General features: G+C 69.0%; 16 protein-coding genes. 6 read left to right on the forward strand and 10 right to left on the reverse strand.

From position 1 onward, the window contains the following. The first annotated feature begins 4 nt into the window (after positions 1 to 4). Entirely contained in the window at positions 5 to 1,702 is a 1,698-nt protein-coding gene (locus tag AOM45_RS00865; protein ID WP_156093606.1) for a hypothetical protein, read from the forward strand. On the opposite strand, the gene AOM45_RS00870 is transcribed toward AOM45_RS00865, so the two are convergent. Beyond that, positions 1,699 to 3,075, reverse strand: coding sequence for an FAD-binding oxidoreductase (locus tag AOM45_RS00870; RefSeq protein WP_030465830.1), 1,377 nt, complete (start codon positions 3,073 to 3,075; stop codon positions 1,699 to 1,701). The two genes, AOM45_RS00865 and AOM45_RS00870, sit on opposite strands and share 4 nt — an antisense overlap. 186 nt (positions 3,076 to 3,261) lie before the next feature. Here AOM45_RS00870 and AOM45_RS00875 point away from each other — a divergent pair, with 186 nt between their 5' ends. Continuing rightward, positions 3,262 to 3,930, forward strand: coding sequence for a DedA family protein (locus AOM45_RS00875; protein WP_030465829.1), 669 nt, complete (start codon positions 3,262 to 3,264; stop codon positions 3,928 to 3,930). Between the two features lie 46 nt (positions 3,931 to 3,976). Beyond that, positions 3,977 to 4,966, forward strand: a complete 990-nt coding sequence (locus AOM45_RS00880; protein WP_156093605.1) for a right-handed parallel beta-helix repeat-containing protein — start codon at positions 3,977 to 3,979, stop codon at positions 4,964 to 4,966. Here the strand turns inward: AOM45_RS00880 and AOM45_RS00885 are convergent. Together AOM45_RS00885 and AOM45_RS00890 are read right to left on the reverse strand one after the other, a co-directional pair. Beyond that, positions 4,963 to 5,598 carry a nucleoside/nucleotide kinase family protein gene (locus AOM45_RS00885; protein ID WP_030465827.1) on the reverse strand — a complete coding sequence of 212 codons (636 nt, stop codon included), beginning with the start codon at positions 5,596 to 5,598 and terminating at the stop codon, positions 4,963 to 4,965. The genes AOM45_RS00880 and AOM45_RS00885 overlap by 4 nt on opposite strands. Further along, complete coding sequence (locus tag AOM45_RS00890; RefSeq protein ID WP_030465826.1) at positions 5,562 to 6,410, reverse strand: PfkB family carbohydrate kinase; 849 nt, start codon at positions 6,408 to 6,410, stop codon at positions 5,562 to 5,564. Before AOM45_RS00890 ends, AOM45_RS00885 begins: the two co-directional genes overlap by 37 nt. 33 nt (positions 6,411 to 6,443) lie before the next feature. Between AOM45_RS00890 and AOM45_RS00895 the strand changes: the two genes are divergently transcribed. Together AOM45_RS00895 and AOM45_RS00900 are read left to right on the forward strand one after the other, a co-directional pair. Next, positions 6,444 to 7,418: a LacI family DNA-binding transcriptional regulator gene (locus tag AOM45_RS00895; protein WP_030465825.1), complete on the forward strand. Its 975-nt coding sequence runs from the start codon at positions 6,444 to 6,446 to the stop codon at positions 7,416 to 7,418. Then, a complete protein-coding gene (locus tag AOM45_RS00900; RefSeq protein WP_030465824.1) occupies positions 7,412 to 8,143 on the forward strand; it encodes a sugar phosphate isomerase/epimerase family protein in 732 nt (243 codons plus the stop codon). The genes AOM45_RS00895 and AOM45_RS00900 overlap by 7 nt, the downstream gene beginning before the upstream one ends. On the opposite strand, the gene AOM45_RS00905 is transcribed toward AOM45_RS00900, so the two are convergent. The 4 genes from AOM45_RS00905 to pyrE are packed head-to-tail and all read right to left on the reverse strand — an operon-like array spanning position 8,133 to position 10,874. Continuing rightward, positions 8,133 to 9,230, reverse strand: a complete 1,098-nt coding sequence (locus AOM45_RS00905; RefSeq protein ID WP_156093604.1) for a glycoside hydrolase family 76 protein — start codon at positions 9,228 to 9,230, stop codon at positions 8,133 to 8,135. The two genes, AOM45_RS00900 and AOM45_RS00905, sit on opposite strands and share 11 nt — an antisense overlap. A gap of 25 nt (positions 9,231 to 9,255) precedes the next feature. Next, positions 9,256 to 9,921 carry a TrmH family RNA methyltransferase gene (locus AOM45_RS00910; RefSeq protein ID WP_236703036.1) on the reverse strand — a complete coding sequence of 222 codons (666 nt, stop codon included), beginning with the start codon at positions 9,919 to 9,921 and terminating at the stop codon, positions 9,256 to 9,258. Then, the gene (locus AOM45_RS00915) at positions 9,893 to 10,261 is read right to left on the reverse strand and encodes a DUF2784 domain-containing protein (RefSeq protein WP_030465821.1); all 369 of its coding nucleotides are present in this window, start codon (positions 10,259 to 10,261) and stop codon (positions 9,893 to 9,895) included. Before AOM45_RS00915 ends, AOM45_RS00910 begins: the two co-directional genes overlap by 29 nt. A 58-nt stretch (positions 10,262 to 10,319) precedes the next feature. After that, positions 10,320 to 10,874 (reverse strand): orotate phosphoribosyltransferase, encoded by a 555-nt coding sequence (gene pyrE, locus AOM45_RS00920; protein ID WP_030465820.1) that lies wholly within the window; start codon positions 10,872 to 10,874, stop codon positions 10,320 to 10,322. Positions 10,875 to 10,939: 65 nt separating this feature from the next. Between pyrE and AOM45_RS00925 the strand changes: the two genes are divergently transcribed. After that, positions 10,940 to 11,488, forward strand: coding sequence for an LURP-one-related/scramblase family protein (locus AOM45_RS00925; protein ID WP_051782847.1), 549 nt, complete (start codon positions 10,940 to 10,942; stop codon positions 11,486 to 11,488). Between the two features lies 1 nt (position 11,489). On the opposite strand, the gene AOM45_RS00930 is transcribed toward AOM45_RS00925, so the two are convergent. Genes AOM45_RS00930 through AOM45_RS00940 form a run of 3 tightly spaced genes read right to left on the reverse strand, consistent with a single transcriptional unit; the run spans position 11,490 to position 13,158 of the window. Further along, positions 11,490 to 11,933, reverse strand: a complete 444-nt coding sequence (locus AOM45_RS00930; RefSeq protein ID WP_030465818.1) for a hypothetical protein — start codon at positions 11,931 to 11,933, stop codon at positions 11,490 to 11,492. Beyond that, positions 11,930 to 12,847, reverse strand: a complete 918-nt coding sequence (locus AOM45_RS00935; protein ID WP_030465817.1) for a WXG100 family type VII secretion target — start codon at positions 12,845 to 12,847, stop codon at positions 11,930 to 11,932. The genes AOM45_RS00930 and AOM45_RS00935 overlap by 4 nt, the downstream gene beginning before the upstream one ends. Beyond that, positions 12,844 to 13,158, reverse strand: a complete 315-nt coding sequence (locus AOM45_RS00940) for a hypothetical protein (RefSeq protein WP_030465816.1) — start codon at positions 13,156 to 13,158, stop codon at positions 12,844 to 12,846. The genes AOM45_RS00935 and AOM45_RS00940 overlap by 4 nt, the downstream gene beginning before the upstream one ends. Between the last annotated feature and the right edge of the window lie 19 nt (positions 13,159 to 13,177).

The raw sequence follows: 13,177 nt of genomic DNA on the forward strand, positions 1-13,177 counted from the left end.
AGACATGAGACGTGCGTTGAGCACGCTGCTGATCGCTGCCGGTGTCACGGTGTTCGCCGTGACACCGGCTTCCGCCGCCGCCGCGGTGCCGCGAACTCTGCCGATCACCGGCCAGGGCCACACCGACCTGCGCGAACCCGCCCGGACGTGGACGGGCCAGGACTCGCCGGTCGGCGCCTGGCGGGACGCGGAGAACCGGTTCCACTCCTCGAAGGCGTACGTCACCGTCGACCTGAAGCAGTTGCGCGGCAACAGGATCATCAGCGCCGCCGTGTACTCGCGCGAGACCGCGGTGACCGACTGCGCCAAGCCCAGGTCGGTCGAGCTGTGGCAGACGAAGGTGGCCGAGCAGCCCACGTGGTTCAGCGCGCCCGAGGAGCTCACCCGGTTCGACACCAGGGTGACCGGCGAGTGCCACGCGCACGTGAGCTGGGACGTCAGCGACGCCGTCACCAAGGCCGTCGCCGCGGGCCAGGAGAAGGCCACGTTCGCGCTGCGCATGGCGGGCGGCAGGCAGTACGACACCGGGTACGGCCGCCGGTACGCGCCGATGTCCGTGCAGGTCACCTACAACACGCCGCCGAGCGCGGCGACCGACCCGGTGACCGACGGCAAGCCGTGCACCGCGACGCCACTGCCCGTCGGCGCGCCGCCGAGCCTGTTCGCGAAGGTCACCGACGCGGATCCCGTTCCCGGTTTCGGGGTCCGGTACGTGGTGACCGACGTGGCCGACCCGGCCAAGCGCCACGAGGCGGTCGACGAGACCACCGACACCCCGTACACCTACCTGCCCGCGAGCTTCCTGGAGCACGGCCACACCTACGAGTGGACCGCTCACGGCGAGGACGGCTGGGACAGCGGCCAGGCCAGCTCGCCGTGCCGCTTCACCGCCGACCTGGTCGCCCCCGTCACGGCGCCGTCCGTCACGTCGACGGACTTCACCCGGAGCGAGCAGACCACGGGCGTCGGCATGCCCGGCGAGTTCACCTTCGACGCACGGGGCGACGAGGACGTCGTCGGGTTCCGGTACCGCCTGCGCGACACCCCGCTGCAGGAGGCGGCGGCCGACCGTCCCGGTGGCAGGGCGACGGTGACCGCGCGAGTGCCCTACGCGGGTGACAACCGCATCGAGGTGTTCGCGGTCGACCGGGTCGGCCACTCCTCGCCGTCCAGCACCTACGAGTTCACGGTGCGGCACAACGGACCGCTTGTGGAAGCGGCGGAGGAGGCCCTGCTCGGGGCGGAGATCGAGGTCTCCCTGAGTTCCTCCGAGGCGAACGTGACCGCGTTCGCCTACGTGGTCGACTCCCGGGCTCCGGAGATCACCGTGCCCGCGGTGAACGGCAAGGCGAAGGTGACCGTCCGGGTCACGAACCCGAACTCGACCTCGGTCAGCGCGCGAGCGAAGACCTCGGCCGGCGACTTCACCGAGGTCGGCGGGAGCTTCACCCGCACCGCGGACTCCAGCCCGGTGATCACCCGCGACGGCGACCTGTACACGTTCGCGCCCGGCATGGCCGGCGTCGTCGAGTACAGCTACGTCGTCAACTCCGGGGAGGAGCGCAAGATCGCCGCAGGTCCGGACGGCAAGGTGTCGCTGCCGATCGACTTCGGCGGTTTCCCGTTCCCGAGCCTCGACGTGTGGAGCCGCACGGCGGACGGCCTAGTCTCACGGACGGCGTACCACTACCCCGAGTTCTAGAGGCTGAACATCGAGCCGGGGTTGAACAGGTTCTCCGGGTCCAGCGCGCGTTTGATCTCGCGGTGGACCCGGAGGCCGACCGGTCCGATCTCCTTCTCCAGCCACTCGCGCTTGATCTTGCCGATCCCGTGCTCGCCGGTGACCGTGCCGCCCAGCGCCAGCCCGACGGCCAGGATGTCGTCGAACGCCTTCTGGGCGCGCGCGAACTGGTCGGCGTCGGTGGCGTCGTAGACGATCGTCGGGTGCATGTTGCCGTCGCCGGCGTGGCCGACCACGGCGATCTTCAGGCCGACCTCCGCCGAGATGTCCTCGCAGCCCTGGATGAGCTCGGCGATGCGGGTGCGCGGCACGCAGACGTCGTCGGTCAGCCAGGACCCGTAGACCTCCAGCGCGGTCAGCACGGCGCGGCGGGCGGTCAGCAGGTCGCGGCCCTCGTTGATGTCGTGGGTCGCGTAGACGAGATCGGCCTCCGAGCAGATCTCCTCGATCTTCTGCAGCTCGTGCCGGGCCTGCTCACCGCCCGCGTCGGACTGGCAGATCAGCAACGCCGCGCAGCCGGGTCCGGCGCCGAGCTCGGTCTTCAGGTACTGCTCGACGGCCTCGATCGAGGTGCGGTCCATGATCTCCATCAACGACGGCACCAGGCCCTCGCGGACGATCCTGCTGACCGCGGCGCCCGCCGTGGCGGTGCTGCCGAACGCGGCGACCAGCGTGGCGGGAGCCTGCGGGAGAGGGCGCAGCGCCAGGGTGGCCTTCGTGATCACGCCGAGCGTGCCCTCCGAGCCGATGAAGAGCTTGGTGAGGTCGTAGCCCGCGACGCCCTTGACCGTGCGACGGCCGGTCCGCAGCACCTCGCCGTCGGCCAGCACGACCTCCAGGCCCAGCACGGAGTCGGTGGTCACGCCGTACTTCACGCAGCACAGGCCGCCCGCGTTGGTGGAGAGGTTGCCGCCGATCGTGCACCAGTCGTAGCTGCTCGGGTCCGGCGGGTAGAACAGGCCGTTCTTCTCGACGGCGCCGCGCAGGTCGAGGTTGACCACGCCGGGTTCGACCACGGCGAGGCGGTTGTCCGCGTCGATCTCGATGATGGCGTCCATCTTGGTCGTGACCAGGACGACGCAGCCGTCGATGGCGTTCGCGGCGCCGGACAGGCCGCTGCCCGCGCCGCGCGGAACGATCGGGACCTGGTGGCGCGCGCACGCTCGCACCACGGCCTGGACCTGCTCGGTGTTCAGCGGGAACACCACGGCCAGCGGGCTGCCGTGCGGCGCCAACGGCATCATGTCGCGCTGGTAGCTCGCGGTGACGTCGGCGTCGGTGAGGACACCGGAGTCACCCAGAGCGGCGCGGAGTTCGGCGAGCAGGGTCTCCATGATGACCACGCTAGTGGTGTGACGCGGCACGTTGCCGAGGTAATTCACGGGTCGGAAGGTTCCCGCGAGGTGATCTCGACCGACGGGAGTTCACGTGGTGACTCAGCGTGCTCAACCCAGATTTCGTCGTCCCTTTAGCCCGATGTCGCCGTACCCGTCGCACGACACGACGTAGGCTGACTCACCGTGGCGCATGCTTTCGCCTCGCTGGAGACCGCGGGTCCGGTGGCCGTGTGGGTCATCGTGCTGAGCTTCATCTTCGTCGAGTGCGCATTCATCTTCGGGCTGTTCCTGCCCGGCGACTCGCTGCTGTTCGCCGCCGGGGTCGTGCTGGCGACGCACAACAGCGAGGTGTCGGCGTGGGCGCTGTCCATCGCCGCGCTGGTCGTGGCCGTCGTCGGCAACCAGGTCGGGTACTTCATCGGCCGCGGGACCGGCACGCGCGTGCTAGCGCGCAAGGGCGGCAAGGTGCTGAACCGGAAGAACCTCAAACGCGCCGGGGACTTCCTCGACCGGCGCGGGTTCTGGGCCGTCGTGCTCGCCCGCTGGTTGCCGTGGATCCGCACGCTGGCGCCTATGATCGCCGGTGCCGCGCGGATGGATCTGCGCAGGTTCACGCTGGCCACGACCCTCGGCGCCATCGCGTGGGTGCCGACGCTGGTGCTCGCCGGCTACTACGGCGCGGGGATCCTGCAGCAGTTCCCGTGGCTCGAGACGGCGGCGCTCGTCGTCAGCATCGCGTTCTTCCTCGGCGGCACGGGCTGGGGCATCTGGCGCTACCGCCAGGAGATGCGGAAGCCGGTCGACGAGACCAGCGACGACCTGGGGCACCTCACCGAGCACCACGCGGGTTGAAAATCTGCCACTCTGGCCTTTCACGAAAAGGACGGGGAGGTCTGACGTGCGTTTTTCAGGTGCATTCGCGGTTTTAATTGCACTGTTCGGGTCAGTAACACCGGCTCATGCCGCAACGATGCCGCAATGCGGTGACACGCTGAGACAAAGCGTGAAATTGACGGCCGATCTGGAATGTTCCGGAACGGCCGGACTCGTCGTCGGGGCCAACGGGGTGACGATCAACCTCAACGGGCACGCGCTGAGCGGTTCGCCCGCACTCACCATGACCGACGTGGACGGCACGACGATCCGCAACGGCACGGTGGCCGCCATCAACGTCGTCGCGGACAACGCGACCAACACCAGGTTCATCGACGCGACCTTCGGCAACAGGAACGGGTCCTACTTCTGGAACGGCACGACGTCGGTGACGTTCCTGCGCAGCAAGATCAACGCGTGGCGGATCTTCTGCGGCGCCCGGTGCACCGTGCTGAACAGCAGTTTCACCATGGAACAGATCGGCGCGACCCACGTGCGCATCCAGGGTGACCAGGGCACCACCAACAGCATCAACCACGTCGGCGGCACCGTCACCGAGATCGTCCACACCAAGCTGAACCCCCTGACCGTCGGCGCGACCGAACGGCTGACCATCCGGGACAGCGAGCTCGACCACTTCGACCTGCGCGCGGGCGGACGACTCGAACTGCTGCGCAACACGTTCAGCGGCGGCCTCTGGCTCGGTGTTCACGAGGCGGGCAGCGGCATCATCCGCGGCAACCGGTTCGAGAAGATGAAATTGGCCGGCCTGTTCGTCGACGTGAAGAAGCCGCTCACCGGCCCGCTCCTGATCGAACGAAACACATTCGCCGACAACAAGGAGGACGGGCTGCGCATCAACGTGCCGATTCCACTCGACATCACCGTGCGCAAGAACGTCAGCGAGAACAACCTCCAGTACGGCATGTGGGCTCAGCCGGACACCGTGAAGGACGGCGGCGGCAACGTCTCGAACAACGACGCCCTCGGCTGCTTCACCATCGTGTGCGCTTAGAGCACCTCGGAGATCAGCAGATCCGCTGACCCCTTCGACGAGTTCACCATCAGCGCGTTGACGTGGTCCGTGCCGTGCAGCACCCGTTCCTCCGCCTCCGACAGGGTGCGTCCGTACCGCAGGTGGCGGTCGATCAGGCGCTGCACGCGCACGTCCTCGTCGATGGCGAGAAACCACGCCTCGTCCAGGATGATCCGCACGCGCTTCCACTTGTCGTAGTTGAGCAGCAGGTAGTTGCCCTCCGTGACGACCAGCGGGACGTCCGGGTGCACCGGCACCGCGCAGGCGATCGGCTCCTCGATCTCGCGGCGGAACTCCGGCGCGTAGATCATGTCCGGCCCGCACGCCTTGATCCGGCCGAGCAGGTCCACGTAGCCGGGGATGTCGAACGTGTCCGGCGCGCCCTTGCGTTCGACCAGCCGCAGCCGTTCCAGCTCGCTCTGCGCGAGGTGGAAGCCGTCCATCTCGACGAGCACCGCCTGGCCGTCGAGAGCCTCGACGAGCCGGCGCGCGAGTGTCGACTTGCCGGAACCGGGTGCTCCGCCGATGCCGAGGATCTTGCGCTCACCCTGGTCGGTGAGCACCCGAGCCCGCTCTAGCAGCTCCTCGAACCTGACCTGCTGTCCTGCCACCGTGCCAGCCTCTCAACCCAGTCCCCGACCGCACCGACGCGAACGGCGGCCGTCTCCGACGCGAAGCCGATGGCCTGCACCGGATCCGCCCCTGTCGCGAGCGCGTAGGCGTACGCGCCGTGCCAGACGTCGCCGGCACCGTTCGTGTCCTTCACCTCCACCGCGGGCACGGGCACCGCTCCGGTCGAACCGTCGCGAGACGACCAGGTCACCGGTGCCGCACCCTGCGTGCGGATCACCAGCGGCACCCCGAACGCGTGCACCCCGGCCTCGGACAGCTCGAACCCCGAAGCGCAGGCAGCCACGTCCACCAGCGGCAACAGGTGATCGAGGACAGGTTTCCAGCTCCCGGCGTCGAGCACCACAGGCAATCCAGCGGCCTTCGCCTGCTGGGCGACGGGAATCACCAGGCCTTCGTGGTGTCCGTCCAAGAGCACGACGTCCGCGGCGGCGAGCAGATCGGACAGATCGGGCGCGACGACCGGCACGGACGCGTTGCGGGAGACGACTGTGCGCTCCCCATCAGCATCTCTGACGACGACCATGCTCACCGGCGTCGTACCCGGCACGGCGGTGACTTGGACCGGGTCCAAGGAGGCCCTGACAAATTCACCCAGTGCGTCGGCACCCAACGCGGTGAGCAGTGACGACCTCCCGCCCAGTGCCGCGACGGCACGGGCCGCGTTGGCGGCCGGACCGCCCGGCGACAGCACCACGTCGAGCGAGCGGACCTTCTGCCCGGGTTCCGGGAACTCGTCCACCCGTTGAGTCACGTCGAGAGTTGTGAGCCCGACACACAGCACGGCTGCCATCTGGGCTTCCTCCAAACGGGTAAGGTCCCGGCCATGGTCACCATGCGGGATGTCGCGGCTCTCGCGGGGGTCTCCATCACCACGGTGTCACACGTGATCAACGAGACCAGGCCGGTAGCCGAGGACACACGTGAGCGTGTGCAGAAGGCGATCGACGAAACCGGGTACACGGGTGACGCCATCGCGCGATCGCTGGTCATGGGCGGCACGAAGTCGCTGGGCCTCGCGGTGTCGCTGGTCTCCCACCCGTACTTCGCCGAGCTGATCGCCGCCATCGAGTCGGAAGCGACCCGGAACGGCTACTCGCTCGTGCTGATCGACACGCGGGACACCCCCGAGTCCGAGCAGGCCGCCGTCAGAATGCTGCGCTCCAGACGGGTGGACGGACTGCTGCTCACACCGTCGGCCGGTGGTGGGAGCCTCGTGCTGCCGGAACTCAAGCGGCTGGGCATTCCCACCGTGCTGGTGGACCGGCTGACCGTGGCGAAGGACATCGACCAGGTCGGGCCGGAGAACGTGCAGGCCACGTCGGGTCTGGTGAAGCACCTCGCGGAACTGGGGCACCGCCGGATCGGCATCGTCTGCGGCAAGACGGGTGTCGCCACGACCGAGGAACGCATCCTCGGCTACCGGCTCGGTCTCGGCCGCGCGGGCCTGAAGTGGGACGAGGCGATGGTGTCGCAGAGCGGCTGGCTCGCGCCGCTGCTCGACCAGGACGACCCGGCGACGGCCGTCGTCGCGGCCGACCACCTCGTCACGGTCGGCATGCTGCACGAGGCACGCGCCCGCGGCCTGAAGCTCGGCACGGACCTCGCGGTCGTCGCCTACGACGAGGTCGAGTGGGCGACGTTGATCGACCCGCCGCTCACCACGCTGGCCCAGCCCGTCGAGGAGATCGGCAGGACCGCGGTGAAGCTGCTGCTCTCCCGGATCGCCGATCCGGAGCGGGCACCGGAGACCATCCGGTTGTCGCCCTCGCTGATGCACCGGCAGTCCTGCGGATGCTGATCCCCGGCCTCGTCTCGGTGACGTTCCGGCAGCTCTCGATCGAGCAGATCGGCGAGCTGGCGCTGGAGTGCGGCCTCGAGGCCGTCGAGTGGGGCGGTGACGTGCACGTGCCGCCCGGTGACTTCGCCGCGGCACGGCGAGCGCTCGACACCGGGTTGAAGGTGGCGGCGTACGGGTCGTACTACCGCGCGGGCGTGTCCGATCGTGCCGACCTGGCGCCGATCCTGGAGACCGCGGCCGAGCTGGACGCACCGCTCGTGCGGGTCTGGGCGGGAACCTCCGGGTCCGCCGAGTGCTCCGATCGCGGGCCGGTGGTCGAGGCGTTGCGGCACGCCGTCGAGCACGCCGACGCGATGGGCACGCGGATCGCGTTGGAGTACCACCGGAACACGCTGACCGACACGCTGGAGTCGACCGTCCAGCTGCTGGACGAGGTCGACGGCGTGGTGTCGTACTGGCAGCCGCACGGAGGCCAGGACGTGTTCTCCGCGGTGCACGAGGTGCGCACGCTGGAACCGGTGACAGCGCACGTCTTCTCGTGGGGTCCGGGTGGCTACACCGAACGGCTGCCGCTCGCCGAGCGCCGCGACCTGTGGAAGCCGGTGCTGACCGAGCTGGCGCGCGACGGCGTCGACCGCAACGCCCTGCTGGAGTTCGTGATCGACGACTCGCCGGAGCAGTTCCGCGAGGACGCCAAGACGTTGCTGAGCTACATCAGGCCGTAGTCACGTCCAGGCCCCGGCGTTCGAGCAGAGCCGCGGCCTCCAGACACATCCAGCCACCGAGCTGGACGGACAGGTCACGTCCCTCGCGCTCGTCCGCCGGAACCGTCCACTCAGGACCGAACAGCGGACCGCTCACGGCCATCACGCGGTTGAGCCACGCGGCTTCCGCCGACTGGACCACGAGCTCCCTGGCCAGATCCGCGGTCTCGTGCCGGTCGGGGTCGAGCTCGGGGATCTCGAGGGCGGCCCGCGCGAGGTAGCGCGTGAGGATGCCGGCGAACAGGCCGCCGTCACCGCCGCCCTGGCCCTTGATCACGCCGTTCGTCGCCAGGTCGTCGTGGACGGCGGTGATCGTGCGGGCGGCGCGGTCGAGCCACTTGTCCTGCTGGCCGTGCCGGGCGAGCTCGACGCACGCGCCGATCAGAACCCCTTGGCAGTACGTGTAGATGTTCTTCTCGACCTCGCGGATCTCGCCGTTGGGGTGGACGTGCAGGCCGTCCCACGCGAGGCCGCTGCCGGGGTCGACCAGGTTGTCCTCGACCCAGTCCACGGTCGACCGCGCGCGGGCGAGGTCGGTGCGGTCGTTCTGGCGGGCCAGGAAGATCGCGGCGGGACCGTTGGCGGGCACGTTCTTGAAGTCGTCGTTGCGCTTCCACCAGATGCCGCCGCCGGCGTGGTCGGTCCAGCCGTCCCGCAGCCGTTCGGCGATCGCCTGCAGCGCCTTGGGTTTCGCGACGCCGACCTCGTTCTGGGCGCGTTGCAGGGCGAGGCCGAGCCACGCGATGTCGTCGTAGAAGTCGTTGGTCCAGCCGAGGACGTTGCGCACCCGGATGCCGCGCACGACCTTGGTGATGGCCGCTTTGCGCAGCTCGTTCGGCGAGCGCAGGTAGCCGTCGATCAGGCAGTCGAGCAGGTGCGCCTGCCACCAGTAGTTGAAGCTGGTGTGCAGCTTGTCGCGGAAGAGCGGGGGCCACACCCGTGCCCCGAGCAACGTCCCCGGCACGCCCCAGACCCGTCGCAGGTGCCTGGAGTACACCGCGCGCTCCGCGACGCCCGCGCGCGCCGCCAGCAGTTTCGCGATCACCACGAGATCATGGTGAGTGCTTGACCGGTCAAGAAGCTCGGTGAATCGCCCAGTGGTACAGCCCCATCGCCACGGAAGTGGTCAGGTTGTAGCTGCTGACCTTGTCCCGCATGGGAAGCCGGACGATCCTCGTGGCCTTCGCGCGGACCTCGCCGGACAGCCCGTGCCGCTCCGAGCCGAACGCCAGCACGGCGTCGTCCGGGATCGGCCCGGTGAGCAGGTCGCCGTCGGCGTCGAACGCGATCAGCTCGCCCGCGAAGTCGAGGCTCCCGGCTCTGGCCACGGGAAGCGCGAAGTGCAGGCCGGCGGACCCCCTGAGCACGTTCGGGTGCCACGGGTCCACGTCACCGGTGGAGATCACCCCGCCCGCGTCCAGGCCTGCCGCCACCCGGATGGCGGCACCGAAGTTGCCGAGGTTGCGCGGGTTGTCGAGCAGGACGATCGGCGCGTTGCGGTCGAACGGCAGCTCCGGCCGTGCGGCGAACCCCGCGACCCCGGTCGGATGGGTCTTGCCGACCTGCTTCACGAACTCGGCCCGGTCGACCTCGGTGGCCTGCTTGAACGCCTCGACGAGATCGGGTGCGTGCGACTCGGCGAGCTCGACCGCGTCACTCAGGTTCGTGGTGAGCAACGGATGCACCCGCGCGCCGAAGCGCAGCGCGTGCTTAACAGCGTGAAAGCCTTCGAGCAGCACGCCCACCAGCGTAGAACCCGATCCACGAGATGATCACGATCGACCCCAGCACCAGCTGCACCAGCGTCGACGCGCTCTCCGGGTACCAGACGCCGTCGATGTAGTGGTCGATGAACCCGGTACCGAGCGACGGCATCCCCGCCTGCGCGCGGAAGAACTCCTCGGCGCTCGTGAGCGGGCACGTCACCGGCACCAGCAGACTGAGGATCGCCCACGCCCCGATCGCCAGGTGCGGATAGATCACACCGCGCCACCGCCACGCGACGAACCCGCCGAAGAGCAGGAACGCCAGCACGGCGAAGTGCAGCACCATGACCGCTTCAGCGAAGACCCTGGCCATTCGCACCACCCCGCCCTCCAGACTAGGACGGGGTGACTCGAAGCGCTCTCGATAAAACCTAGGCGAGCCCGAGATCGTCGAGATCGAGCAGGTACCGGTACGGCAGACCCTCGGCCTCGATGGCCTCCTTTGCCCCCGTACCGCGGTCGACAACCGTGGCAACGCCCACAACCTCGGCACCGTGCTCGCGCAGCGCGGTGACGGCCGTGAGCACCGAACCACCGGTGGTGGAGGTGTCCTCGACGGCGAGCACGCGCTGGCCGCGCACGTCGATGCCCTCGATCTGCCGCTGCATGCCGTGCGCCTTGCTGGCCTTGCGCACGACGAACGCGTCGAGCACGTCACCGTCGATCGCCGCGGAATGCATCATCGCGTAGGCCACGGGGTCCGCCCCGAGCGTGAGACCACCGACGGCGACGAAGTCCCAGTCGCTGGTGAGCTGCCGCAGCAGCTTGCCGATCAACGGCGCCGCCGCGTGGTGCAGCGTCGCCCGCCGCAGATCGACGTAGTAGTCGGCTTCCTTGCCGCTGGAGAGGGTCACCTTGCCGTGCACGACGGCCAATTCGCTCACCAGACGAGCGAGTTCCGACTTCGCGTTCGCGTCCAAGACCACTTCAGTTCGCACGGGTCGCTAGCTTCGCACACCTGGGGCGCCCACGCCTCGTACGCTGCATCACCGTGAGCACCCTCTTCGTCGAACAGCCGTGGACCTCCATGAGCCTGTTGTTCCGGCCGCATTACCGGGTGGAGGTGTTCGACGAGCACGACACGCCCGTCGCGGTGGTCAGGGAACGCAGCGGGCCGGGCTTGCAGCGGCCGCTGCGGTACACGGGGTTCTCCGGCTGGACGACGTTCGACCTCGACGTCGTGGCGCCGCACGGCCAGCCGATCATGCACATCAGCAAGCGGTTCGGGCGACGGCCCCACGTGCGCGTCACCTCGCCGCAGGGCCAGTTGATCGGGACGATCAAGACCCACGGCGCGTGGAAGCAGTCGCTGCACGACGCGACCGGTCAGCAGCTCTGCTTCTTCGGCGACATCGGGCGCATCGAGACCGGCGGACGCTCCAAGCGCAACGGCAAGCGCGTCCGCCGGGACGTCGTGCGGATCAACCCCGGCGTGGCCGAGCCGCTGCGCTCGCTGGCGACCGCCTGCGCGGTCGCCTTCGACGTCGTTCGCGGCACCGGCACCAGCCACCTGAGCAGCGGCGGCGACTGGCCGGCCTGAGCTACCAGGCGTCCTGGCGGAAGTGGCTCGGCCCGTCGTCCTCGTCGTCGTCATCCTGGCGCGGCGGCCGCTGGGCCTCCGGGTTGCCGGACGCGATGACGTCCTCGATGTCCTGCCCCTCCTGGATCGCCGTGTAGGCGCGCTGGAGGTCAGGAACACCGGTGGCGAGCGCCTTCTGCACGCCCTCGTCCATCACGCGGCCGGCGGCGATGTCCTTCCAGCTGAACTCGCCGGAGTCGATGCGCTGCTGGAGGTCCTTGAACTCCTTGGGCGCGTTGCCGCCGCGGGCGTACCGCTCGATCGCGGCGAGGTCCTGCTCCGACACCCCGCGCGACCGCGGCTGGTACTGGGCGGCCTGTTGCGCGACCTGCACGGCCGCCGTGGTCCTGGCGTCGACGTCGTCGATCAACGCCTGCAGCCGGGCCTGGTCGTAGGGGAACGTCACTGCTGTCCTCCGCCCGTGCCGCCCGAGCCACCCGTACCGGCACCCGCGCTCGCGCCACCGGCACCACTGCTGCCGGCACCGCTGTACCGGGTGGACGCGGCGGAACCGGACTTGCCGAGCTTGTAGCCGTCCCAGGCGATGCTCATCGCGCCGGACTTCACCGCGGACCTGCCGTTGTCGAACTTCTGCTTGCCGTCCTGCACCCCGTCGACCACGTCGAGGGCGTCGTTGACGTCGCGGACGTCCTTGAGCTTCATCAGCGCGGTGCCCATGGCCTTGATGCCGTCGACCATGCCCTTGACGCCCTCGATGATCTGCTGGATCGAGAGGATGATCTTCCGGATGCGGTCGACGATCTGGATGCAGTCGTAGACGACCCACACCGCCTTGCCCCAGCCGACGACCGGGATCGGTGCCAGGATCACGGCTTCCATCAGCTTGGTGACCAGCATGTCGAGCAAGGTCAGCGCGAGGCCGCACGCCGTCCGGCAGGTGGAGGCCATCGACTGGAACTTGTTGCCGATGATCCGCGCGACCTGGGAGTCCGCCTCGATCGCGATGACCCACATGGTGTCCATGCGGCGCTCGAACCCCTGCGCGGCCGTGCCGTTCCAGTGCGGGTTCAGCTGGTTGACGCCCTCGCCGACGTTGTGGCGCACGGAGTCCAGCGCCTTGGCGACCTGGTCCCACGCGTTGGCGTTGGCGTCGATCTTCTCGAAGTCGCCGAGCAGCGGGTTGATCAGCGACTCGACCAGGTTCTCACCGGTGACCTTCTCGTAGATCCAGTTGACGCCCTGGATCTTCCAGCCGGCCTTCTCGATGAGCTCCTTGGTGCTCTGCCTGCCGGGGCGGTCCTCCGCGGCCGCACTGAGGGCGGCCGACGGGTTCTCGACGTCCGCGTACGCCGTGGTCATCGGCCACCTCCGGCCTGCTTCAGCAGCTGCACACCGTGCAGGTCGACCTTCTCGTAGGACTCGGCCGTCTTCTTCAGCGCCTCGGAGTCCTTGAGCATCATCTTGTTGGCGAACTCCAACGTCTCCCCGTAGAGGTTCGCGACGCCGGTCACGACGGGGTGCAGCAACGTCAGCAGGCCGGTGAACCCGCTGGTGTCACCGCCCTTGGAGATCGCGTGGTCCTTGATGGTCAGGAAGTGCTGGGCGTTGCGGTCCAGCAGCTCGCTGTACCCGCGCAGCTCGTCCGGTTCGACATGGAACTGTTCGCTCACGCGGGCTTCGACGCTCCGT

The sequence above is a fragment of the Lentzea aerocolonigenes genome, from assembly GCF_000974445.1.
Classification (GTDB): domain Bacteria; phylum Actinomycetota; class Actinomycetes; order Mycobacteriales; family Pseudonocardiaceae; genus Lentzea; species Lentzea aerocolonigenes.